17 protein-coding genes are annotated in these 21881 nt (G+C 75.8%); 10 read left to right on the forward strand and 7 right to left on the reverse strand.

Annotation, left to right across the window (positions count from 1 at the left end):
* Positions 1–31: 31 nt before the first annotated feature.
* Complete coding sequence (gene pknB, locus Ae505Ps2_RS15670) at positions 32–1900, reverse strand: Stk1 family PASTA domain-containing Ser/Thr kinase (protein ID WP_083695770.1); 1869 nt, start codon at positions 1898–1900, stop codon at positions 32–34.
* Positions 1901–2022: 122 nt separating this feature from the next.
* Here pknB and Ae505Ps2_RS15675 point away from each other — a divergent pair, with 122 nt between their 5' ends.
* The gene (locus Ae505Ps2_RS15675; RefSeq protein ID WP_139318765.1) at positions 2023–2376 is read left to right on the forward strand and encodes a helix-turn-helix domain-containing protein; all 354 of its coding nucleotides are present in this window, start codon (positions 2023–2025) and stop codon (positions 2374–2376) included.
* Between the two features lie 44 nt (positions 2377–2420).
* Here Ae505Ps2_RS15675 and Ae505Ps2_RS15680 read toward each other — a convergent pair whose 3' ends face one another.
* The 4 genes from Ae505Ps2_RS15680 to Ae505Ps2_RS15695 form a co-directional block, all read right to left on the reverse strand.
* On the reverse strand, positions 2421–3413 hold the full coding sequence (locus Ae505Ps2_RS15680; protein ID WP_075333591.1) for a phytoene/squalene synthase family protein: 993 nt from the start codon (positions 3411–3413) through the stop codon (positions 2421–2423).
* Complete coding sequence (gene mptB / locus Ae505Ps2_RS15685; protein ID WP_249265281.1) at positions 3394–4995, reverse strand: polyprenol phosphomannose-dependent alpha 1,6 mannosyltransferase MptB; 1602 nt, start codon at positions 4993–4995, stop codon at positions 3394–3396. Before mptB ends, Ae505Ps2_RS15680 begins: the two co-directional genes overlap by 20 nt.
* 155 nt (positions 4996–5150) lie before the next feature.
* Positions 5151–6710, reverse strand: coding sequence for a phytoene desaturase family protein (gene crtI / locus Ae505Ps2_RS15690; RefSeq protein ID WP_075312029.1), 1560 nt, complete (start codon positions 6708–6710; stop codon positions 5151–5153).
* Between the two features lie 5 nt (positions 6711–6715).
* Positions 6716–7792, reverse strand: coding sequence for a polyprenyl synthetase family protein (locus Ae505Ps2_RS15695; protein ID WP_075334297.1), 1077 nt, complete (start codon positions 7790–7792; stop codon positions 6716–6718).
* 213 nt (positions 7793–8005) lie between these two features.
* Here Ae505Ps2_RS15695 and Ae505Ps2_RS15700 point away from each other — a divergent pair, with 213 nt between their 5' ends.
* Complete coding sequence (locus Ae505Ps2_RS15700) at positions 8006–8929, forward strand: methylenetetrahydrofolate reductase (protein ID WP_043277965.1); 924 nt, start codon at positions 8006–8008, stop codon at positions 8927–8929.
* Positions 8930–8974: 45 nt separating this feature from the next.
* Here the strand turns inward: Ae505Ps2_RS15700 and Ae505Ps2_RS15705 are convergent, their stop codons facing one another.
* Positions 8975–9394 (reverse strand): ATP-binding protein, encoded by a 420-nt coding sequence (locus tag Ae505Ps2_RS15705; protein ID WP_158071506.1) that lies wholly within the window; start codon positions 9392–9394, stop codon positions 8975–8977.
* Between the two features lie 185 nt (positions 9395–9579).
* Between Ae505Ps2_RS15705 and Ae505Ps2_RS15710 the strand changes: the two genes are divergently transcribed.
* Positions 9580–10689, forward strand: coding sequence for a glycosyltransferase family 4 protein (locus Ae505Ps2_RS15710; protein ID WP_075307226.1), 1110 nt, complete (start codon positions 9580–9582; stop codon positions 10687–10689).
* Between the two features lie 173 nt (positions 10690–10862).
* The gene (locus Ae505Ps2_RS15715; RefSeq protein ID WP_075312027.1) at positions 10863–11732 is read left to right on the forward strand and encodes an SAM-dependent methyltransferase; all 870 of its coding nucleotides are present in this window, start codon (positions 10863–10865) and stop codon (positions 11730–11732) included.
* A gap of 9 nt (positions 11733–11741) precedes the next feature.
* Here Ae505Ps2_RS15715 and Ae505Ps2_RS15720 read toward each other — a convergent pair whose 3' ends face one another.
* The gene (locus tag Ae505Ps2_RS15720; RefSeq protein ID WP_075307224.1) at positions 11742–13217 is read right to left on the reverse strand and encodes a PucR family transcriptional regulator; all 1476 of its coding nucleotides are present in this window, start codon (positions 13215–13217) and stop codon (positions 11742–11744) included.
* 115 nt (positions 13218–13332) lie between these two features.
* Between Ae505Ps2_RS15720 and Ae505Ps2_RS15725 the strand changes: the two genes are divergently transcribed.
* The 6 genes from Ae505Ps2_RS15725 to Ae505Ps2_RS15750 all read left to right on the forward strand — a co-directional run bounded on the left by Ae505Ps2_RS15725 (position 13333) and on the right by Ae505Ps2_RS15750 (position 21855).
* Entirely contained in the window at positions 13333–14754 is a 1422-nt protein-coding gene (locus Ae505Ps2_RS15725) for an aspartate aminotransferase family protein (protein ID WP_075333589.1), read from the forward strand.
* A gap of 101 nt (positions 14755–14855) precedes the next feature.
* Positions 14856–17255, forward strand: coding sequence for a glycerol-3-phosphate 1-O-acyltransferase (locus Ae505Ps2_RS15730; RefSeq protein ID WP_075553740.1), 2400 nt, complete (start codon positions 14856–14858; stop codon positions 17253–17255).
* Entirely contained in the window at positions 17242–18747 is a 1506-nt protein-coding gene (locus Ae505Ps2_RS15735) for an HAD-IB family hydrolase (protein WP_075307216.1), read from the forward strand. Before Ae505Ps2_RS15730 ends, Ae505Ps2_RS15735 begins: the two co-directional genes overlap by 14 nt.
* On the forward strand, positions 18744–20180 hold the full coding sequence (locus Ae505Ps2_RS15740; protein WP_075307213.1) for a wax ester/triacylglycerol synthase domain-containing protein: 1437 nt from the start codon (positions 18744–18746) through the stop codon (positions 20178–20180). Before Ae505Ps2_RS15735 ends, Ae505Ps2_RS15740 begins: the two co-directional genes overlap by 4 nt.
* Positions 20177–20971, forward strand: coding sequence for an alpha/beta fold hydrolase (locus Ae505Ps2_RS15745; RefSeq protein WP_075307211.1), 795 nt, complete (start codon positions 20177–20179; stop codon positions 20969–20971). Before Ae505Ps2_RS15740 ends, Ae505Ps2_RS15745 begins: the two co-directional genes overlap by 4 nt.
* Entirely contained in the window at positions 20968–21855 is an 888-nt protein-coding gene (locus Ae505Ps2_RS15750; RefSeq protein WP_083695774.1) for a MaoC family dehydratase N-terminal domain-containing protein, read from the forward strand. Before Ae505Ps2_RS15745 ends, Ae505Ps2_RS15750 begins: the two co-directional genes overlap by 4 nt.
* Positions 21856–21881 lie beyond the last annotated feature (26 nt).

The following is a 21881-nucleotide window of genomic DNA, read 5'->3' on the forward strand; positions in this document are numbered from 1 at the left end:
GGCTCGGAGCGCCCGGATCCGAGGGCCGGGCTCAGAGGACGGTGAGCGTGATGGTGTCGCCTGGTTCGGCGTCGCTGCCCGCTCCCGGGTCCTGCCCGATGACGCGCCCGTCGCGGCGGCCGAACGGGAAGCCGCGCTCGACGTCGACGTCGAAGCCCGCCTGGCGCAGCAGGTCCGCGGCCTCGTCGGCGCGCATGCCGATCACGAACGGCACCGAGGTGGGGCCCGGCTCCGCGGTGGGCGGCGTGGTCGTCGGGGGCGGGGCGGGTTCGGCGCCGCGACTGGTGACCAGGGTGACCGCCGCGCCGCTCGCCAGCCGGGTCCCGGCGGGCGGGTCGGTCCGGATGACCGCCCCGGCCGGCACCTCGGTGCTGTACTCCGCCGCGGTCGTGGACTGCACCGGGGTCAGCCCGGCGCGGCGCACCGCGTCCTCGGCGGTGGCCACGGCGCTGCCGGCCGGCACGTCGGGGACGGCGGGCCGGCCGGTGGAGACGACCAGGGTGACCGTGGTGCCGCGCAGCACGCGGGTCTCCGGCGCCGGGTCGACCTGGGCGACCCGGTCGGGGGCCACCTCGTCGTCGGCGCGTTCGGTGACGGTCGGGGTCAGGTCGGACTCGGCGACCAGCGCGGTCGCCTGCTCCCGGTCCATGCCGGTGACCGCGGGCATCGTGGTCCAGCGGCCGGACCCGAGCCACCAGGCGCCCGTCCCGGCCAGTGCGGCCAGCAGCAGGAGCAGCACCATCCACAGCGCGAATACCCGGCGGCCACGACGGCGGCGCCCGGCCAGCTCCTCGCGGGTCATCGGCTCCGGCTGACCGGCGGGGGTGACGGCGGTGCCGTGCGCGCCGCGGGCCCTGGTCTGCACCCGGGTGCCGCCGGGGCCCGGCGCGGCCGCGTCGAGCGGCCGGTGCCGCAGCGGTCCGGCGGGGAGGGTGGCGCCGTCGTCGGGGGGCGGCGGGCCGGGCGGTCGCGGCGTCGCGGTCCGGGGCAGGCCCAGCCGGTCGGCCATGTCCAGCAGCTCGCGGCGGAAGTGCTCCGCGTCGACCGGGCGCTGCTCCGGGTCCCGCGAGGTGGCCCGGGCGACGAGCGCGTCCACGGCCGGTGGCAGGCCCGGGACCAGCGCCGACGGCGGCGGCACGTCCTCGTTCACGTGCCGGTAGGCCACCGACAGCGGGTTGTCGGCGGTGTAGGGCGGCTGCCCGGTCAGCATCTCGTAGAGCACGACGCCGGCGGCGTAGACGTCGCTGCGGCCGTCGGCGCGGCCGGACACGACCTGCTCGGGGGAGAGGTAGGCCATCGTCCCGAGGATCATCCCCGCGTGGCTGACCCCGGCCTCGGCGGCCGCGGTGAGCAGGCCGAAGTCGGCCACCTTCACCTCGCCGCCGGAGGAGATCAGCACGTTCTCCGGCTTCACGTCGCGGTGCACCATGCCGAGCCGGTGCGCGCGGGCCAACCCGGCGAGGACCGGCTCCAGCACCCGCACCGCGGCGGGGAGCCCGAGTGCGCCGCGGGCGCGCAGCACGTCGCGCAGGGTGCCGCCGTCGACCAGCTCCATGACGACGAACAGGCTGGCCTCGCCCAGCGGGCCCGCCGGGACGGTGCCCCGGTCGTAGACGGCGACGACGCACGGGTGGTCGATCCGCGCCGCCAGGCGGGCCTCCCGGTCGAACCGGGTGCGGAAGGCGTGGTCCCCGGCCATCCTCGGGTCCATCACCTTGATCGCGACGGCGCGTTCGAGACGGGTGTCGGTGCCGTGGTGCACCGTCGACATGCCGCCGCGGGCCAGCACCGGGCCGACCCGGTAGCGACCGTCGAGCAGCACCTCGCCGGGGCCGTCGGCGGCGAGCCGCCCGGCCCCACCCGGGGTGCCGGGGGCGGCCGGACCGGACGGTGAGCTCATCGCGGGTCAGGTTACCGGTGGGGATCCCGGCGCTCGTGCAGGTGGTCGGCGCCGGGGCCGCCGTGCCGGTCGGTGCGGTGGGCGTCGCCGCCGCCCGGGGCGGTGTGGGACAGTGTCCGGCTGTGAACGAGTCCCTCTCCGCCGCTGTCACCGAGGAGACGCTGAGCGTCGCCGAGGTGGCCGACCGCCTGTCGATCCCCGTCTCCCGGGTGCACCAGCTCGTCCGCGACGGGCAGCTCCTGTCCTTCAAGGAGGGGCACGACGTCGTCGTCCCCGCGGCGCTGCTCGACCGGGACGGCGTCGTCCGCGGGCTGCCGGGCACGATCGTCGTCCTGCGGGACGGCGGCTACGACGACCACGCGATCCTGACCTGGCTGTTCAGCGAGGAGGAGTCGCTGGACGGCGCCCCGATCACCGCGCTGCGCGCGGGCCGGCACAAGGAGATCAAGCGCCGCGCCCAGGCCATGGCCTTCTGACCGCCGCCCCGCGGTCTGACCGGTGCCCTGCGGGGCGCGGCCCGTCAGGCGCGGGCGCGGTGGACGCGGTCGCGCGCCAGCTGGCTCCCGCGGGCGGCCAGCGCCCGGCCGAGCCGGGGCAGCGCGACGGCGGCCCGGCGCCGGTTCGACACCGCGACCCGGCGGGTCAGGACGTCGTAGCCGGCGTCGGCGATCTCGTCGAGGATCTCCGCGTACAGCACCCGGGCGGCGCCGACGCAGGCCCGCGACACCGGCTCCAGCATCGGGATCCCCGGGTCGGCCCGGCGGTAGGTGGCCCGGGTCCGGGCGACCAGGTGGGCCAGGGCGCGGCGGATCCGTGGGTCCGGGCGCCCGGTGCGCCGGCTCCAGGCCAGCAGCTCCCGGTCGACCCCGAACGCGGCGAGCTCGTCGGCGGGCAGGTACACCCGGCCGCGGTCGAGGTCCTCGCCGACGTCGCGCAGGAAGTTCGTGATCTGGAACGCCACGCCCAGCAGCGCGGCGTGCGGCTCGGCCTCGGCCCGCGGCACGACGGTCCCGAGCACCGGCAGCGTCTGCAGCCCGATCACCGCGGCCGAGCCGTGCACGTAGACGGCCAGCTCGTCGTCGGTGGCGTAGTCGGTGACGGACAGGTCCATCCGCATCGAGACCATGAAGTCCCGGAACAGTGACGCGTCGAGGTCGTGGCGGCGCGCTGTCTCGGCGACGGCGATGACCTCGGGCCTGCTGCCGGGCAGTGGCGCGCCCGCCAGCGCGGCCGCCAGCTCGGCGTCGAGCGCGTCGAGCCGGGTGTGCGGGTCCCCGCCGCCCGCGCCGTCGGGGTCGTCGACGATCTCGTCGGCGAAGCGCGCGAAGCCGTAGAGGGCGTGGATGTCGACCCGTCGCTCCGGGGGCAGCAGCCGGGTCGCGAGGAAGTAGGTGCGCCCGTGCTCGGCGTGCAGCGCCCGGCAGGCGGCATAGGCCGCGCGCAGCTGCGGGTCGGTCAGGCCGGCGGCGTCGAGCTCGACGCGCCCGGCCCGCTCAGCCGCGGACGGCCGCATCGTCGGTGGGCGGCTGGGTCGCGGGCCCTGTCGCGGGTTGTGTCACGGCCGGGGCCGGGGCCGGCGACGGCGTGCTCCGGCGCAGGCCGAGCGGGTCCGGCCGCAGCAGCGACACCGCGGCCAGGACACCGGCCAGGGCGCAGGCCAGCAGGTAGTGCGGCACGTAGAGGGCGGTCTCGCCGTCGGGGAAGTACACGATCATCAGCCAGATCGAGCCGAACACGACCCACTGCAGCCCGCGGGCGCTCCACGGGGTCATCGCGAGCAGGCAGAACCCCCAGCTCAGGTACCACGGCAGTGTGGTGGGGGAGAGGACCGCGGCCAGCGCGAGGGCGATCGCCGCGTTGCGCACCGCGACCCGCGGGTCGTTGCGGCCGCGCCACCACAGCAGTGCGATCAGTGCGGCCATCACCAGCGCGCCGATGAACCGGAACGTGTCGACGAACGCCTGGGAGTTCACCTCCTCGGCGAACATCCCGGCCACGCTCGCGGTCGCCTGCCCGACGGCGGTCGGCACCGACAACCAGTTCACGATCATCGAGGGGGCGCTGAGCGCGGGCAGCCAGCCCAGCCCGAGACCGGTGAGCCAGGTGGCCCCGCCGAACACGACGCCGAACACCGCCACCGACGGCACCCCGGCCCGGACCAGCCGCGACCAGAACCCGCCGGAGAGCTTCGCCGCCCACACGAGCACCAGGAACGGCAGCACGATCCCGGCCGAGGCCTTGACCGCCATCGCCAGCGACGCGACGACGATCGCCCACACGAACCGCTCCCGCAGCGCCAGCAGCGCCGCCAGCGGCAGCAGGCCGACGACCAGCAGGTCGTTGTGCACCCCGCCGACCATGTGCACGACCATCACCGGGTTCGCCACCGCCAGCCACAGCGCGACCGCGGGACGCCCGCCCAGGCGCCGGGTCAGCGCGGGCAGCACCGCGACGAGCAGCAGCAGCCCGGTGACCAGGATCAGCCGCATCAGCACGACGCCGAGCAGCACGTTCTGGCCGGCGAGCAGGACCACGCCCTGGGCGAGCAGGATGAACAGCGGCCCGTAGGGGGCGGGGGTGTCCTGCCAGAAGAAGTGGACGTTGTCGGTGAAGATCCCGCCCATGGTGTCCGGCCCGACGACGTACGGGTCGTACCCGGCCAGCGGCAGCGCGCCCTGGGCGAGGTAGCTGTAGGGGTCGCGGGTGAACAGCGGCGCCGTGACCAGCATCGGCAGCATCCACACCGCGGCCGTCGTCAGCACCGCGCGGCCGCCGGCGCTGCGGGCGAGCACGGCGCGGCCCAGCCGCACCCACGCCCACACCATCAGCACCAGGCCGACGTAGATCACGATCGTCGCGAGCATCGCGCCGTGGCCGTAACGCCAGAACGACAGGGCCGAGTTGCCGATCACCGGGTCCCGCATCGGGATCCCGCCGCCGCCGAACGAGCCGAGGAACATCAGCACGGTCCCGGCCAGCCCCAGCAGCAGGATGCCCCGCGGCGGCGAGCCGAGCCGCTCGACCGGACCGGGCCCGGCGGGCCGCGGGGTGGCGGGCGGGGGCAGGACCCGGCCCGCGCCGGGGGCCGGCGTCACCGGTTCGGGAGCCGCCGGGCGGGGGAGCGGGGGCGAGGGCTGAGCCGTCATCGTGTCCGTGTGTGCTGGTCGGGCGTCGTCCGGGGTCATGATTCCACGCCCCTCGACGCTCCTACTCGGCGCCCGCCCGCAGTGGCCGTCGTCAGTGCCGACCCTCAGCGACCCGTGCGTGCCCCGACCCCGTGCCCGGCGCGCTCGGCCGGGCGCGGACCGGTGATCCGCTCCGCCGCCAGCCGCCCGGAGATCAGCACCGGCGGGATCCCGACGCCGGGGGTCGTGCCGCACCCGGCGAGCACCGCGTTCGCCGTCCCGCGGACCAGGTTGCGCGGCCGGAACGGGCCGGTCTGGGCCAGCGTGTGCGACGCCGAGAACGGCGTGCCCGCCGCCATCCCGGCGGCCGCCCAGTCCTGCGGGGTCCACATCCGGGTCCAGCTCGGCTCCGCCGAGGAGTCCACCAGGCCGCGGTCGGCGAGCACCCCGAACAGCTCCTCGGCGTAGGCCGGGCCGACCCGGTCCCAGTCGATCCCGGGCGCCACCGCGGTGTTCGGGCAGGGCGCGAGCACGCTCATGACCTCGCGCCCGTCGGGCTGCAGCGACGGGTCGGTCAGCCCGGGCCGGGTGACCAGCAGCGACGGGTCGGACATCAGCCGGCCCTCGTCGATGATCTCGCGGAAGGTGCCCTCCCAGGAGCCGCCGAAGGAGATCGTGTGGTGGTGCTGCGCGGTGCCCGGGGCGGGGGCGGGCATCCCCGCGTGCACGACGACGGCGCTGGGCGACCAGCGCAGCCCGACCGGGCGTCGCGGCGCCCCGCCGAGCAGCGCGTAGGCCGCGGGCAGCTCGGGGGTGAGCACGACCGCGTCGCACGGGGTGCGCGACTCGTCGGTGCCGTCGGGGCCGGTGTGCCGGACCGCGGTGACCCGGTCGCCGGAGCGGTCCAGGCCGGTCACGGTGCGGCCGTAGTGGATCTCCGCGCCCGCGTCGGCGGCCGCGCCGGCCAGCGCGGTCCCCATCATCCGCATGCCGCCGCGGGGGAAGTACACGCCCGCGATCGTGTCCATGTAGGCGATCACGCCGTAGGCGCCGAGCGCGTCGCGCGGGGAGACCCCGGCGTAGAGCGCCTGGAAGGAGAACACCCGGCGCAGTCGCTCGTCGGGCAGGAAGCGGTCGATCCGCCGCCCGAGCCGTCCGAACCCGCCGAGCGCGGCGAGCCGGGCCAGGTCGGGGCCGAGCAGCGACAGCGGCGAGTCCATGTTCGCGCCGATGAAGTGGTCCATCTCGGCGCGGTAGAGGTCGGTGAGCCAGCGACGCAGCCGTCGGTACCCGGCCGCGGAGTCCGGGCCGCAGGTCTCGCGGATCTCGTGCTCCATGGCGGCGGCGTCGGTGTGCACCGCGATGGCCGAGCCGTCGGCGAACTCGGCCCGGTAGGCCGGGTCGAGCCGGACGAGGTCGAGCCGGTCCGCGGTGGTCTCGCCGACGGCGGCGAAGGCGGAGTCCAGCAGCTCCGGCATGGTCAGCACGGTCGGGCCGGTGTCCAGGGCGTAGGTCCCGTGGGCGTCGGTCACGTCGAGCCGTCCGGCGCGGCCGCCGGGGACGCTCTCCCGCTCGACGACCGTGACCCGGCGGCCCGCGCCCAGCAGGTGCAGCGCGGTCGACAGCCCGGCCAGCCCCGCCCCCACGACGACGACGTGGTCGGAGGGCCCCTCGATCCGCCGCATCCCGCTCACCACGCCCGTCGGGTGGCGCGCTCGGCCAGCTCGAACAGGTGCGACCGGCCCGGTTCGGCGACCGGTGCGGAGTCGAGCGCGTCGAGCGCGGCGCCGGTGAGGGCGGCGATCCGCTGCTCCACCGACTGCACCGCGCCCAGCTCGGACAGCGCGGAGCGGGCCCGGTCCAGGCTCGCGGCGTCCAGGTCGGGGTCGCCGAGCGCGGCGAGGACGACGTCGGCGGCGGCCCGGTCCCCGCGCTGCTCGGCCCGCTGCAGGGCCGCGGCGACCAGCAGGGTCCGCTTGCCCTCGCGCAGGTCGTCCCCGGCGGGCTTGCCGGTGACCCGGGGGTCGCCGAACACGCCGAGCAGGTCGTCGCGCAGCTGGAACGCGACCCCGATGTCGGCGCCGTAGCGCCGGTAGGCCGCGACGACCCGCGGGTCGGCCCCGGCGATCGCCGCGCCCAGGTGCAGCGGCCGCTCCACGGTGTAGGCGGCGGTCTTGAAGCGGTCGATGGTCAGCGCGGTCGACTCCGCGGTGTCCCCGGAGGCCTGCGCCAGCACGTCGAGGTACTGGCCGGACAGCACCTCGGTGCGCATCGCCCGCCACGGCTCGGCGGCGCGGGTGTGGGCTCCCTCGGGCAGCGGTGCGGCGTGGAACATGTCGTCGGCCCACACCTGGGCCAGGTCCCCGACGAGGATCGCGACGGCGGCACCGAACCGGGCCGGCGGGCCCGACCAGCCGTTCGCCGCGTGCATCCTGGCGAACTCCACGTGCACCGTCGGCCGGCCGCGCCGGGTGGAGGAGGCGTCCATCAGGTCGTCGTGGACCAGCGCGCACGCCTGGATCAGCTCCAGCGACGCGATCGCGCTCAGCACGCCCTGGGCGTGCGGGTCGGCCGGGTCGCCACCCGCGCCCCGCCAGCCCCACCAGGCGAAGGTGGGCCGCAGCCGCTTCCCACCGCCCAGGACGAACCCGGCCAGCGCGTCGGCGGCCTGTACGACGACCGGGTCGATGCCCGACACCTCGGCGCGCCGGCGGTCCAGGTACCCGGCCAGCACCCGTTCCACGTGCTGGGGCAGCGCGTCGTCCAGGGGGGCCGGACCGGTCGTGGACGGGCCGGGGGACCCGGACGGACCGGACGGTGCGGACACGGGGGAGACGGGGTCTGCCACGTCGACCAGGCTATCGGTGCGCCGGGGACCCGGCCCGTCGATGCGGTGGTGGTGCACGTCATGGCCGCTCGGGGGCGGTGCGGACCCTTCGGCGGACGACCGGTGGGTCCTGCGCCCCGTAAGGTCGTCGCCGTGACGACGAGTTCCGCATCCACGGTGACCGAACGGATCAGCGTCGACCGCCCCTTCTTCGCGGTGGAGTTCTTCCCGCCGAAGGACGACCAGGGCGAGGCGGAGCTGTGGCGCGCCATCCGTCGCCTCGAGGTGCTGGACCCCGCCTACGTCTCGGTGACCTACGGCGCGGGCGGCTCCAGCCGCGACCGGACCGTCCGCACGGTCGAACGGATCGCCACCGACACCACGCTCTGCTCGATGGCGCACCTGACCGCCGTCTCGCACTCCACCGACGAGCTGCGCCACGTGATCGGGTCGCTGGCCGCCGCGGGTGTCCGCAACATCATGGCGCTGCGCGGGGACCCGCCCGGCGACCCGCTCGGCGAGTGGGTCGCCCACCCCGAGGGACTCGAGTACGCCGACCAGCTGGTCGCGCTGATCAAGCGGTCCGGCCCGTTCTGCGTGGGCGTCGCCGCGTTCCCCTACGGCCACCCGCGCTCGGCCGACCTCGACGCCGACACCGAGCGGCTCGTCGGGAAGTTCCGGGCAGGGGCGGAGTTCGCCGTCACCCAGCTGTTCCTGGAGCCCGAGGGCTTCCTGCGGCTGCGTGACCGGGTCGCCGCCGCCGGGTTCGACCAGCCGATCATCCCCGGCATCATGCCGCTGACCTCGGAGAAGACCTTCCGCAAGGGTCCGGAGCTGTCCGGCTCGCCGCTGCCGGGAGCACTGGTGGAGCGGCTCGCGCCCTACTCCGGCGACGCGGCGGGGTTCCGCGCCGCGGGGATGGAGGTCACCGGCGAGCTGTGCGAGCGGCTGCTCGCCGAGGGCGTCCCCGGGATCCACTTCTACTGCCTCAATCGGTCCACGGCGACGACCGAGCTGGTCGAGCGGCTCGGGCTGGCACCGCGCCACGAGGGGGCCCGGCACTCCACCCCGGCCTGACCCCGCGCCGCAGCGCCCGTGCCGGTCCGACGGCCGGGCCGGTGGTCAGGCCGGGCGCACCAGGTGCAGGTCCGGGGCCGGTCGGGCGCCCGTCGGCCCGACGTCGGCCCAGGTCGTCTTGCCGCCGCGGTGCGGGCGCACCCCCCAGCGCTGTGCGAGCCGGCCGACGATCTGCAGCCCGCGCCCGCGGGTGGCGGTGGGGTCGTGGGGCTGCTCGCGTCCGCGGACGACCGAGCCGTCGCGGACGCGCAGCCGCACCGCGCCGTCGCGCACCCGGGCGGTCACCAGCATCGGGGTGTGCGCGTGGTCGATGCCGTTCGCGACCAGCTCGTGCAGCACGAGTGCCGCGTCGTCGAGGGTCGAGTCGTCCACCAGCGGCGTCAGGAACCGCGTCAGCTCGTGCCGGGCCGCGCGGCACGCGGCCGCGTCGGGCTCCACCCTCAGGGTCCAGGACTGCGCGGTCACGGCCCGCCCCCTCCCCGTCCTGTCGGGTCGTGCCACCCGACCTGAACGGGTTACCCGATGTGCCCCCCTCGCACACGCGCGCGGTCACCCACCCGTGGGCCGCCCGGAGCGGGTACGGTCACAGATCCGACGCGTAGAGCCAACTGCGCGTGCCCGCAGCTGCGAGCACGACGTGGAGGCTCCGCTTGCGCATTGCCGTCATCCGTACCCCCGAGGTCCCGAGAACGTGCGGCGCGGGAATCACCGCCGCCTCGCTGGCCGCCGCCGGGCACACCGTCCGGGTGTTCACCGACGTCCCCGACGACCCGGACCTGGTCGCCCGGGCCGGCAGCGACGCACTGCGCGTACAGCCGTGGGACGCCGGGCAGGACACCGCACTGGCCGCGGCGTGGTCCGACGACCCGCCCCAGGTGGTGCACGCGATCGGTCTGCGCGCCGGGGTCGCCGCCGCCGCGACCGGGGTGCCGGTGGTGCAGGTCTACCCGCCCGACACCCCGGGCCCGGCCGTGGTTCCCGCGGCCCGTACCTGGTCGTCGCCGGAGGTGGCCCGGGTGCTGGCCTCCAGCGAGGAGCAGCACACCGCCCTGCTGCGCCACGGGGTGCCGCGGGCGGCGTTGCGGACCGTGCCGACCGCCGTCGACACCGACGCCTTCACCCCCGACGGCCCGGCGCTGCGCCGGGGCGAGCGGCCGCGGCTCCTCGCGGTCGGCTCGCTGGCCGACGGTGCCGGGGTGGACACGGTGATCCGGGCGCTGGCCCGGATCCGCACCGCCGAGCTGCTGGTCGCCGGCGGCGCGGCGGGCCAGGACCCCGACCGCGCGCGCCTGTTCGGCATCGCCCGCGAGGCCGGAGTCGCCGGACGTGTCCGGTTCCTCGGGCCGGTCGAGGGTGACCTGCTCCCGCGGCTGCTGCGCTCGGCCGACGTCGTGGTCGCCGCGCCGGAGCACGACGTCGGGGTCGGGGCGGTCCTGCAGGCGATGGCGTGCGCGCGACCGGTCGTGGCGACAGGGGTGGGCGGGCTGCGCGACGTCGTCGTCGACGGGGTGACCGGGATGCTGGTCCGCCCGGCCCGGCCGGCCGAGCTGGCGGTCGCGCTGCGCGGCGTGCTCGGCGACGACGCCCTGCGCGTCGGGTTCGGGATCGCGGGCCGGGACCGTGCGGTGTCACGGTTCGACCGGGTGCGGATCGCCCAGGCCCTGACCGCCGTCTACGGCGAGCTGGTCGGCGAGCCGGTCGTCGAGCCTTCCGAGGACGACGACCCCGAGGCCCGCACGCCGGTGGGCGCCCTGGGCTGACCCGGCGGCCGTGCTCCCCGGCACCTACGCGGCTCCCTGGCACCTACGCGGCGTCGCGGATCGCGCACGCACCGTCGGTATGGGGCTCGGTGTCCGGTACCGCCTGCGCCGTGCGAGTGGTCATCCGCGTGACTGGTGAGCGACGCTAAGCATCAGCTCCTACCGTGATCGGCATGCGCACAGCCGACGATCAGTGGGACATCACCAGCAGCGTGGGCGCCACCGCCCTGGCCGTCGCCGCGGGGCGGGCACTGGAGACCCGCCGCCCCGACCGACTGGTCGACGATCCGTACGCCCAGCGGTTCGTCGATGCGGCCGGGACGCTGTCGGCCGTGCCGCAGGACCCGGACGACCCCGCCGACCCGTGGGTCGTGCAGGCCGGCTACCAGGGCGTGCGCTCCCGCTTCTTCGACGAGGCCCTCACCGGCGCCGGGACGACCCAGGTCGTGCTGCTCGCCGCGGGACTCGACGCGCGGGCCCTGCGGCTGCCGTGGCCCGCCGGGACCACGGTGTTCGAGGTCGACCAGCCGAAGGTGCTGGACTTCAAGGACGGGGTCGTCGCCGAGGCGGGGATCACGCCGACCGCGCGCCGGGTCACCGTGCCGGTCGACCTGCGCCACGACTGGCCCGCCGCGCTCACCGCCGCCGGTTTCGACCCGGCCCGGCCGACCGCCTGGCTGGCCGAGGGGCTGCTGCCCTACCTGCCCGCCGACGCCGAGCAGCTCCTGTTCGAACGGGTGCACGCGCTGTCGGCGCCGGGCAGCCGGATCGCCGTCGAGCACTTCGGCGACCAGGTGGAGCGGATCGCGGACGACCCGTCGTTCCGGGTGGCCGCCCAGGAGATGCTGCCCGGCACCGACGTCCGCGAGCTGTTCTTCGCCGAGCCCCGGACCGAGCCCTGCGACGCCTGGCTGCGCCGCCACGGCTGGACGGTCACGGCCCGTACGGCCCGCGACGTCGCCGCGGACTACGGGCGACCGCTGGGCGGCACGGCCGTCGACATCCTCGGCGCGACGACGCTGCTGTGGGCCGACCGGCCCTGAGCGGCGGGCTCAGCGCGCGGCGCGGGCGTCGACGAGCAGGGCGAGGTGCAGCGTCGTCCGCACCTCGGGGTCGGTGAGGTCGAGGTCCAGCAGGGCGGACAGGCGGCGCAGCCGGGCGTAGGCCGCCGGGCGGCCCACCCCGAGCCTGCGGGCGACGTCGGCGACGACCCCGCCGGCGTCGACCAGGGCCCACAGGGTGTCCCGGGCGTCGGTCCGCGCGGCCGCGGGCAGTGCGCCCACCGGGCCGAGGACGTCCGCGGCGAAGCCGAGCAGATGGGGGTCGTCGCCGAGGCGGTGCACCAGCCCGCGCAGCGCGGGCACCCGGACGGGGCCGCGGCCGCCGGTCGCGGCGTGGGCGGCCGCGTCCTCGCGGGCCCTGCGCAGCAGGTCCGGCAGGTCGGCGACGGAACCGGGCCCGGCCGTCGCCGCGGCCACCGTGGCGGGCAGCGCGGCGAGCAGCGGGCCGCCGTCGCCGGGGACGAGCACGACGAGCTCGCCGGGTGCGGGGGAGGCCACCGTCGCCGCCGGTGCGACGACGGCGAGTGCCGCCTCGAGGCCCTGCTCCGGGGGGTGGTCGCCGGTCGCGCGCAGCGCCACCACCGACAATCCGACGGCGGTGTCCAGCCCGGCGGCGCGGGCGCGCACCGCCAGCCGTCCTGCGTCGGACGGGACCGCGGCGGCCAGGTCGGCGACCAGCGCGTCGCGGGCGGCGCGCAGCAGGACCACCGGGTCCGGGTCGAGCAGCGACACCGCGTCCGCGGCGGCGTCGAGCACCGCGCGGACCCGGTCGGCGGTGCCCGGCGTCGGCCGTGACGGCACCGTCAGCCGCCCCCACCGCGCGCCCGGCCGCCCGACCGGCGCGGTCGCCCAGCCCTCGGGCCCGGCGGGCCCGGCGAGGCGCGAGCGCGCCACCCAGTCCCGCAGATCCGGATCGCCCGCCGTGAGCAGGACCCGGTGCGCGAGGTCCTCGCACACCACGGGCGCGTCGATCCGGCGGGCCAGCTCGTCGACCACGCGCTCGGGCCCCACCCGGTGCAGGGCGAGCGACCGGAACGCGGCCTCGGCGCCCGGCGGCCCGGGGAGGTCGTCGCCGCGGTCGACGATCTCCCCCAGCACGCCCGCGACGATCTCGGCGAAGCGCACCGTGCGGCGCAGCTCCACCAGTGGGAACCCGGCCGCGCGGGCGGCCTGCACCAGCCCGGCGGGTAGCGACGGCAGCTGCTGCCCGATCTCGACGACCAGCCCGACCGCCCCGGCGGCCCGCAGCGCGTCGACGTAGCGGGCGGGGACGGTGGTGGGGTCGGCCACCGGCATCCCCACCGACAGCACCAGCACCCCCGGGGGCAGCGTCCCGGCCGGGTCGGCGACCTCGCTGACGTGCACCCAGCGCACCGGGGTACCCAGCGCCGCCCGCCCGGCCCGGACGGCCGGTGCCCCCGCCCGGACCTCCGGACGGGCCAGCACGTCGGCGATGGTCGGGTGCACCGGGGATCCACTCCGTTCGCCGGAAGGCTCGGGACGATACGGATCGTATCCCTGACCGGAGCCCTCGCGGCGCCGACGATCGGAGGTGTCCACGCCGCTACCGAGGGAGCCCCACGTGACCGCCGTCGAGAACCCGACCCGGACCGAGGCCGGTGCCACCCCGGACGCGCCCGCCCTCTCGCCGCACGCCGACGCGGCGGGCCGGCACCTCTGGATGCACTTCGCCCGGATGCACGGCCGCGACGGCGCGAACCCGATCCCGGTCATCACCCGTGGCGAGGGCGTGCACCTGTGGGACGACCGCGGACGCCGGATCCTCGACGGCCTCGCCGGCCTGTTCGTCGTCCAGGCCGGGCACGGGCGGCGCGAGCTGGCCGAGGTCGCCGCCCGGCAGGCGTCGGAGCTGGCGTTCTTCCCGGTCTGGGGCTACACGACCCCACCCGCGGCCGAGCTCGCCGAGCGGCTGGCCCATCTCGCCCCCGGCGACCTGAACCGGGTCTTCTTCACCTCCGGCGGCGGCGAGGCCGTCGAGAGCGCCTGGAAGGTGGCCAAGCAGTACTTCAAGCTCCGCGGCCGCCCGCTCAAGCACAAGGTGATCTCCCGGGCGACGGCCTACCACGGCACCACGCACGGGGCGATGGCCGTGACCGGGCTGCCTGCGATGAAGAAGGACTTCGAGCCGCTGGCCCCCGGCGGGTTCCGCGTGCCCAACACCAACCTCTACCGCCACCCCGAGTTCGACGGCGACGCCGAGGCGCTGGGCCGCTGGGCCGCCGACCGGATCGAGGAGGCCATCGCGTTCGAGGGCGCCGACACCGTCGCCGCGGTCGTGCTGGAGCCGGTGCAGAACTCCGGCGGCTGCCTGACCGCGCCGCCGTCGTACTTCGCCCGGGTCCGCGAGATCTGCGACCGGCACGACGTGCTCCTCGTCGCCGACGAGGTGATCACCGGCTTCGGCCGCCACGGCGTCCCGTTCGCCAGCGCGAAGTTCGGGTTCACCCCGGACATCATCACCTGCGCGAAGGGCATGACCTCGGGCTACGGGCCGCTGGGCGCGATGATCGCCTCGGAGAAGGTGATCGAGCCGTTCCTCGCCCCCGGCGTGACGTTCCCGCACGGCTACACCTGGGGCGGGCACCCGGTCTCCGCCGCCGTCGCGCTCGCGAACCTCGACCTCATGGAGCGCGAGGACCTCTACGGCAACGTCGCGTCCCACGCCGACGCGTTCGGCGCGACCCTCGGCCGGCTCCGCGACCTGCCGATCGTCGGTGACGTCCGCGGCGACGGCTACTTCTGGGCGATCGAGCTCGTGCGCGACCGGGAGACCCGGGAGACCTTCGGCCCGCAGGAGCGGGAGCGGCTGGTGCGCGGCTTCCTCCCCGGTGCGCTGTTCGAGGCGGGCCTGTACTGCCGGCCCGACGACCGCGGGGACGTCGTGATCCAGCTGGCACCGCCGCTGATCGCCGGCCAGGCCGAGTTCGACGAGATGGAGCAGATCCTGCGGCACGTGCTCACCGAGGCGGCGGAGGTCGTATGAGTTCGTAGGGACCCGCCGCGTCGGGTTGTTGACCAACCGGCGGGTAACTAGGTTGAACGCGCAGGCGCCGCACCGCGGCGGGGCATGCGACGGGGGGCTCCATGACGACCGACGACCTCACCGGCGGACGCGAGGTCGTCGTGACCCAGGCCCGGTCGCACACCGAGCGCGGCATCCTGCGGCGCTGGGCCGAGGAGCACCACCCGGGCGCGAGGGTCGTCGGGATCGGGCCGAACGGCGAGGTGCCCTCCGCCCTGGGGGAGGCCCTGCACGGCGACGACACCGTGATCGTCCCCGCCCGCGTGGCCTGGGTGACCCCCGAGCCGGAGGACAGCGGCGCGGTCGGCAAGCTCACCGGCCTCGCGACCTCGGCCGTCATGCGGATGGCCTGGTCGCCGCTGCACCCCTCGATGGCCCGGCACCGCCCGGACGCGGCGCGGGTCGTCGTGGGGGAGGCCGCGACCGTCGCCGACCTGGTGTCGCGGTTCGTCGCCCAGGAGAGCGGGCGGCCCGGCAGCAACGGCTTCACCCGCTTCGTCGCCCGCCAGGCCGTGCTGGCCTGCGACCGGGCGGAGCGGCGGATCCTCGGCGACCGCTACAAGGTGCCGCGCCGGATGGTCGAGCAGATCACCTCCTCGTCGCGGTTCGCGGCGCTGGTCGACCGGCTCGCCCGGCAGACGGGCACCCCGGCCGCCGAGGTCGAGCAGCGCCTGGAGTCCTGCCTGCACGAGATGGCCGCGGTGCAGAGCCCGCCGGCGATCGACGTGTTCCGGGCGATGATGGGCCCGATGCACTCCAAGGCCTGGGACGTGCAGGTCGACGAGTCCGGGCTGGAGCGGCTGCGGGAGCTCAACAAGGAGCACGCACTGGTCTTCCTGCCCAGCCACCGGTCCTACGCCGACCCGCTGCTGTTCGCCGAGGTGCTGCACGACCGCGACTTCCCGCGCAACCACGTGCTCGGCGGCAACAACCTGTCGTTCTGGCCGATGGGGGCGCTGGGCCGCCGGGCCGGGATCGTGTTCATCCGGCGCACCTTCGGCGGGGACACGATCTACAAGGCCGCGATCCAGGAGTACCTGGGGCATCTGCTCGCGAAGCGCTTCAACCTGGAGTGGTACATCGAGGGCGGCCGCAGCCGCACCGGCAAGCTGCGCAAGCCCCGCATCGGGCTGCTGCGGTACCTGGTGTCCGCGCTGGAGGAGCGCCCCGAGCTCGACGCGATCCTGGTGCCGGTGTCGATCGTCTACGACCAGCTGCACGAGGTCGGTGCGATGGCCGCCGAGCAGCGTGGGGCGGCGAAGAAGGCCGAGGGCCTGGGCTGGCTGCTCGGCTACTTCCGGGACCAGCGCCGCCACATCGGCACCGCCCGGGTGCGCTTCGCCGAGCCGTTCGCGCTGCGCCAGGCGCTGGCCGACGCCGGGCCGGGCCGGGCCCAGCTGGAGAAGGTCGCGTTCCGGGTGTGCGCCGGCATCAACCGGGTCACCCCGGCCACCGCGACCTCGCTGGCGACCTTCGCGCTGCTCTGGGCGCAGGACCGGGCACTGACCCTGCAGCAGGTCCGGGAGGTCGTCGCGCCGTTGGCGGACTACCTGGAGGCCCGCGGCATCCCGGTGCCGATCGCCGAGCTGCGGACCCGGCACGGCCTGCGGATGACCCTCGACCGGCTCGCCGAGGCCGGTGTCGTCACGATCTACGACGGCGGCACCGAGCCCGTCTTCGCCATCAGCACCGGCCGCCACCACGTGGCCGCCGTCTACCGCAACGGCGCGCTGCACCACCTGCTCAACCGGGCCATGCTGGAGATCGCGCTGCTGCGGGTGGGCGACGCCGACCCGGACGAGGACATCGTCGAGGTCGCATGGCGGGAGCTGGCCCGGCTCCGGGACCTGCTGAAGTTCGAGTTCTTCTTCTCCACCCGCCGCGAGTTCCGCGCCGAGATCATCGGCGAGCTCGACCTCGTCGACCCGCAGTGGCGGACCCGCGCGGCGGACCCGGCCGACGTCCGCGGTGCGCTGCGGCAGGCGCCGCTGCTGGTCGCGCCGGGTGTGCTGCGCTCGTTCTTCGACGCCCAGCTCGTCGTCGCGGACCGGCTCGTCGCGCTCGGCGAGGAGCCGATGACCGACGAGAAGGAGTTCCTGGAGGACTGCCTGGGCGTCGGCCGCCAGATGCTGCTCCAGCAGCGGGTCGACCGCGCCGACTCGGTGTCGCGTGAGCTGTACGCCACCGCCGTGCGCCAGGCCGACAACCGCGACCTGCTCGCCGAGCCGGAGTCCGGCGCGGCCGGTGCGCCGCTGGCCGACCGGCGCGCCGCCTGGCTGACGGAGGTCACCGCGGTCATCCACGATCTGGGACGGCTGGGCGAGCTGCAGCGCGCCCGCCTCGAGGTGGTCCTCGGTTCCGGCGAGACGACGACGGTCGCGGCCTCCGCCGCCGCGGGCGCCGTCGTCCCGCCGGCCGGGGCGCAACAGCGTGCGGAAGGGGACTCGGGTGTCGCCAGCTGACGGTGCGCGGGACGGGGACACCCGGGCCAGGATCCGGGCCATCCAGGAGGCCGAGCCCGGACCGGGCACGATCGCCTACTTCGACTACGACGGCACCGTCATCGACGGCTACTCGGCGGGCGCGTTCTACCGCCGACGGCTGCGTGAGTTCGACGTCGGCCCGGTCGAGATGGTGCGAACGGTGCTCTCGGGCATGCGTGGAATCCGCACCGACGACGACTTCAAGGAGTTCCTCGCGATCACCCTCGCGACCTGGAAGGGCCGTAGCGAGGACGAGCTGCTCGCGCTGGGCCGGACCCTGTTCCGCGACGAGATCGCGGCCGCGCTGCACCCGGAGGTGTGGGAGCTCGTCGCCGCGCACCGGGAGCAGGGCCACCAGGTCGTGATGGCGTCCTCGGCGACCCGGTTCCAGGTGCAGCCGATGGCCGAGGAGCTGGGCGCGGACCGCGCACTGTGCACCGAGCTGGAGGTGCGCGACGGCGTGCTGACCGGCCGCGTCGCCGGGACCTCGCTGTGGGGGACCGGCAAGGCCGACGCGGTGCGGGCCGACGCCGCGGCGCACGGCGTCGACCTCGCGGACTGCTTCGGCTACGCCAACGGCACCGAGGACGCGGAGTTCCTCTCCGCCGTCGGGCACGCGGTGGCCGTCTCGCCGACCGACTCGCTGCGCCGGCTCGCGGTGGAGCGGGGCTGGCCGGTGCTCGACTGCGCACCGCGGGGCGGGCTGTTCCCGAGCGTCGCCGACCTCGCGCGGACCGCGGTGTTCTACGGCGGCCTGCTGGGTGGTCTCGCGACCGCGGCAGGCGCGGGTCTGCTGCACGGCTCGCGGCGACGCTTCGTGGACATGGCCGCCGGGGTGGGGTCCGACGTCGCGTTCGGGCTGGCCGGTATCGACGTCGAGGTCAGCGGCGCGGAGCACCTGCACTCGGCGCGCCCGTGCGTGTTCGTGTTCAACCACCAGTCCAAGTTCGACGTGCCGCTGATGATGAAGCTCCTCCGCGAGAACTTCACCGGCGTCGCGAAGAAGGAGGCCGCACAGATCCCGGTGTGGGGCCAGCTGTTCTGGGCGGCCGACGTCGCGTTCGTCGACCGCGGCAACTCCACCGCCGCCCGCGAGGCGCTGCGCCCCGCCGTGGAGAAGCTCCGCGACGAAGGGGTCTCGCTGGCCATCGCGCCGGAGGGGACGCGCTCGGCGACGCCGCGGCTCGGCCCGTTCAAGAAGGGCGCGTTCCACATCGCGATCCAGGCCGGTGTCCCGATCGTCCCGGTGGTCATCCGCAATGCCGGCGAGATCATGTGGCGGGGTGCACAGACGATGCGCGGTGGCACCGTGCAGGTCGCGGTGCTCCCGCCGGTGGACACCTCGTCGTGGGTGCCGGAGGACGTCGGGAAGTACGCCGACCAGGTCCGCGACCAGTTCCTCGACACGCTCGCGGCCTGGCCCGAGCGGCGGATCGCGCAGGACGGACGCACCCAGGAGGACCCGGCATGAGTGACACTCCGCTGGCGTGGGGTTCGGTCCGCGAGATCTCGTCGTTCGAGACGATGATGTGGCGTGCGGAGGCCGACGACCCCCGGTTCCGCTCGCCGGTCCTCGCGGTCGAGCTGCTCGACATCCGGCCGGACTGGGACCGGCTCGTGGCCGCCGTCGACTGGGCGACGCGGATGGTGCCGCGCTTCCGCGAGCGGATCCGCGAGCCGCTCGGCGGGCTGGGCACGCCCTACTGGATCCACGACGTCGAGTTCGACCTGCACTACCACCTGCGCCGGGTGCGCATCCCCGGCGCGGGACCCGACTTCTGGCCGGAGCTGTCCTCGATCGCCGAGCAGTTCATGATGACGCCGTTCGACCGGGAGCGGCCGCTGTGGGAAGCGACCCTCGTCGAAGGTCTCCCGGGCGGTCGCGCCGCGTTCCTGCTGAAGCTGCACCACGTGCTCACCGACGGGATGGGTGTGGTCCAGCTGCTGTCGCAGCTGCACAGCCGCAAGCGGGAGCACGACGAGGAGAAGCCGCAGCCCCCCGCACCCGCCACCGAGACGCCCGACCCGCTGGCCGAGGTCGACCGGCTGGTGCGCCGTGAGGCCGGCATCGTCCCGGCGACGGTGCGCGCCGCGCGCGACGTCGTCGGCGCGCTGACCCACCCGCTCTCCGCGGCCCGCGACAGCGCGCGCTACCTGGAGTCCGCGCTGCGGGTGCTGTCGCCGCCGCCGGGCACCGGGTCGGAGCTGCTGCGCCCGCGCGGGACGTCGTGGCGGTTCGTCGCGCTCGACGTCTCCTTCCCCGACCTGCGGGCGGCCGCGAAGACGGTCGGCGGCTCGTTCAACGACGCCTACGTGGCCTCGCTGCTCGGCGCCTTCCGCCGCTACCACGAGGAGATGGGCCACCCGGTCCCCGGCGACGCCGTCCTGCGCACCTCGGTTCCGGTGTCGGTGCGCCGACCCGGGGACGCCGACGGCGGCAACCGGTGGGCGCCGGCCCGGCTGCGCGGCCCGATGGGCATCGCCGACCCGGCCGCCCGGCTGCGGGCGGTCGGTGAGCAGATGCGTGCGGCCCACGAGGAGCCCGCGCTGGAGAGCCCGGACGTCGTCGCCCCGCTGCTGGCCCGGCTGCCCGGACCGCTGCTGACGCTGGTGGCGGGCGGGTCGACCCAGGGCAACGACCTGCAGGCCTCGAACGTGCCGGGCCTGCGGGCGGAGGCGTTCCTGTGCGGGGCACGGATCGATCGGGTCTACCCGTTCGCGCCGCTGCCCGGCTGCGCGGCGATGATCACCGTCGTCACGCACGGCGAGCTCTGCTGCGTCGGGGCGAACATCGACGCCGCCGCCATCACCGACCGCGACACGTTCGCGCGCTGCCTGGCCGAGGGGTTCTCCGAGGTCCTCGCCCTGCACCCGGGGTCGGCCGAGCCGGTGGTGGTGGCGTGAGCGCCGTCCACGTCGGCGGGTCCGGCGAGCCGTTGCTGCTGCTGCACGGGGTGACGTCGTCGTGGCGGGCCTGGAAGCCGGTGCTGGCGATGCTCGAGGAGCACCACGAGGTCTGGGCGGTCACCATGCCCGGCCACCTGAACGGCCCCCCGATGCCCGAGGGCGAGTTCAGCATCGACCTGCTGGTCGACGCGCTGCTCGACCAGCTCGACGGGCTCGGCGTGCCCGAGCGCCCGCACGTCGTGGGGAACTCCCTCGGCGGCTGGGTCGCGCTGGAGCTGGCCCGCCGCGGGCGCGCCCGGTCGGTCGTGGCGCTGTCCCCGGCCGGGACCTGGGAGATGCCCGCCGACCTGTACCGGTTGCTCGCGAGCTTCCGGATCGGCGCGATGCTCGCCGGGTGGGCGCCGGTCCGGGCGCTCGCCTCGTGCGGTCTGATCCGCCGGCTGATGCTGCGCGCGCTGTCCGAGCGCACCGACCGCTTCACCCCCGAGGAGGTCGCCGAGCTGTTCGCGGACTTCCTCGGCTGCACGGTGCTCGACCCGCTGCTGTCCGCCGCGCGGATGGACAACGCGATGGCACCGTTCGAGGAGCTGCCCTGCCCGGTCCGGATCGCGTGGTCGGGCTCGGACCGCACGATCCCCTACAGCCGTTACGGGCGCCCCATGATGGACGCCGTGCCCGGCGCGGAGTTCGTCGTGCTGCCGGGGGTCGGGCACGTGCCGATGGTCGACAACCCGGCCCTGGTCGCGTGGACGATCCTGCAGCACACCCGCTACGAGGTGGCCTCGTGACCGGGCCGGCCGCCGGGTCGCCGGACGGGGCCGTGGACCTGGCCGCGGCGGTCGAGGGCTGGGCGCCGGAGCCGCTCGTCGGCACCGACGCGGTGTCCGCGTGGTCGGTCGCCGCGTTCTCCGGCCTGCTGGACCTCGACCCGGTCGCCGCCGAGGGCGACCCGCTCCCGCCGCTGTGGCACTGGTTCGCCTTCCTCGACACCCCGCCGACGTCCGCGCTCGGCGACGACGGGCACCCCGGCGAGGGTCGCTTCCTGCCGCCGATCCCGGACCGGCGACGCATGGTCGCCGGCGGCCGCCTGACCTGGCACGCGCCGTGGCGGGTCGGTGAACCGGTGACCCGCCGCCAGGAGCTCGGCCCGGTCCGCGTGAAGCAGGGCCGCAGCGGGCAGATGGCCTTCGTGACCACCCGCGCGGAGTTCCACCGCGGTGACACGCTCCTCTGCGTCGAGGAGCAGGACATCGTCTACCGCTCGCAGCCCGCGGGCACCGGGCGCGGGATCACCGCCCCGGACCCGGCGCCGCGTCCGGAGCACGAGTGGGGATTCACCGTGCCGACCGGCCCGGAGCTCCTGTTCCGCATGTCGGCGCTGACCTACAACACCCACCGCATCCACTACGACCTGCCCTACGTCACCGAGGTGGAGGGCTATCCCGGGCTGGTCGTGCACGGCCCGCTGTTCGCGCTGCTCGGCCTGGAGATCGCGCGACGCCACCGCCCGACGGCGTTCGTCCGCGGCTTCGAGTACCGCCTCACCGCACCGGCCTTCGCCGGCGCGGACGTCTGGGTCGGCGGGACCCCGGACGGGGACCGCATCGTCGTCGCCGCGGGATCGGACGGGGCACCGGAGTCGGTGCGGGGGAGCATCGAGCTGGCGTCCTGACCGGTCAGGTCCGCGGGGCGTGGCGG

The sequence above is a fragment of the Pseudonocardia sp. Ae505_Ps2 genome, assembly GCF_001932425.1.
Taxonomy (GTDB): domain Bacteria; phylum Actinomycetota; class Actinomycetes; order Mycobacteriales; family Pseudonocardiaceae; genus Pseudonocardia.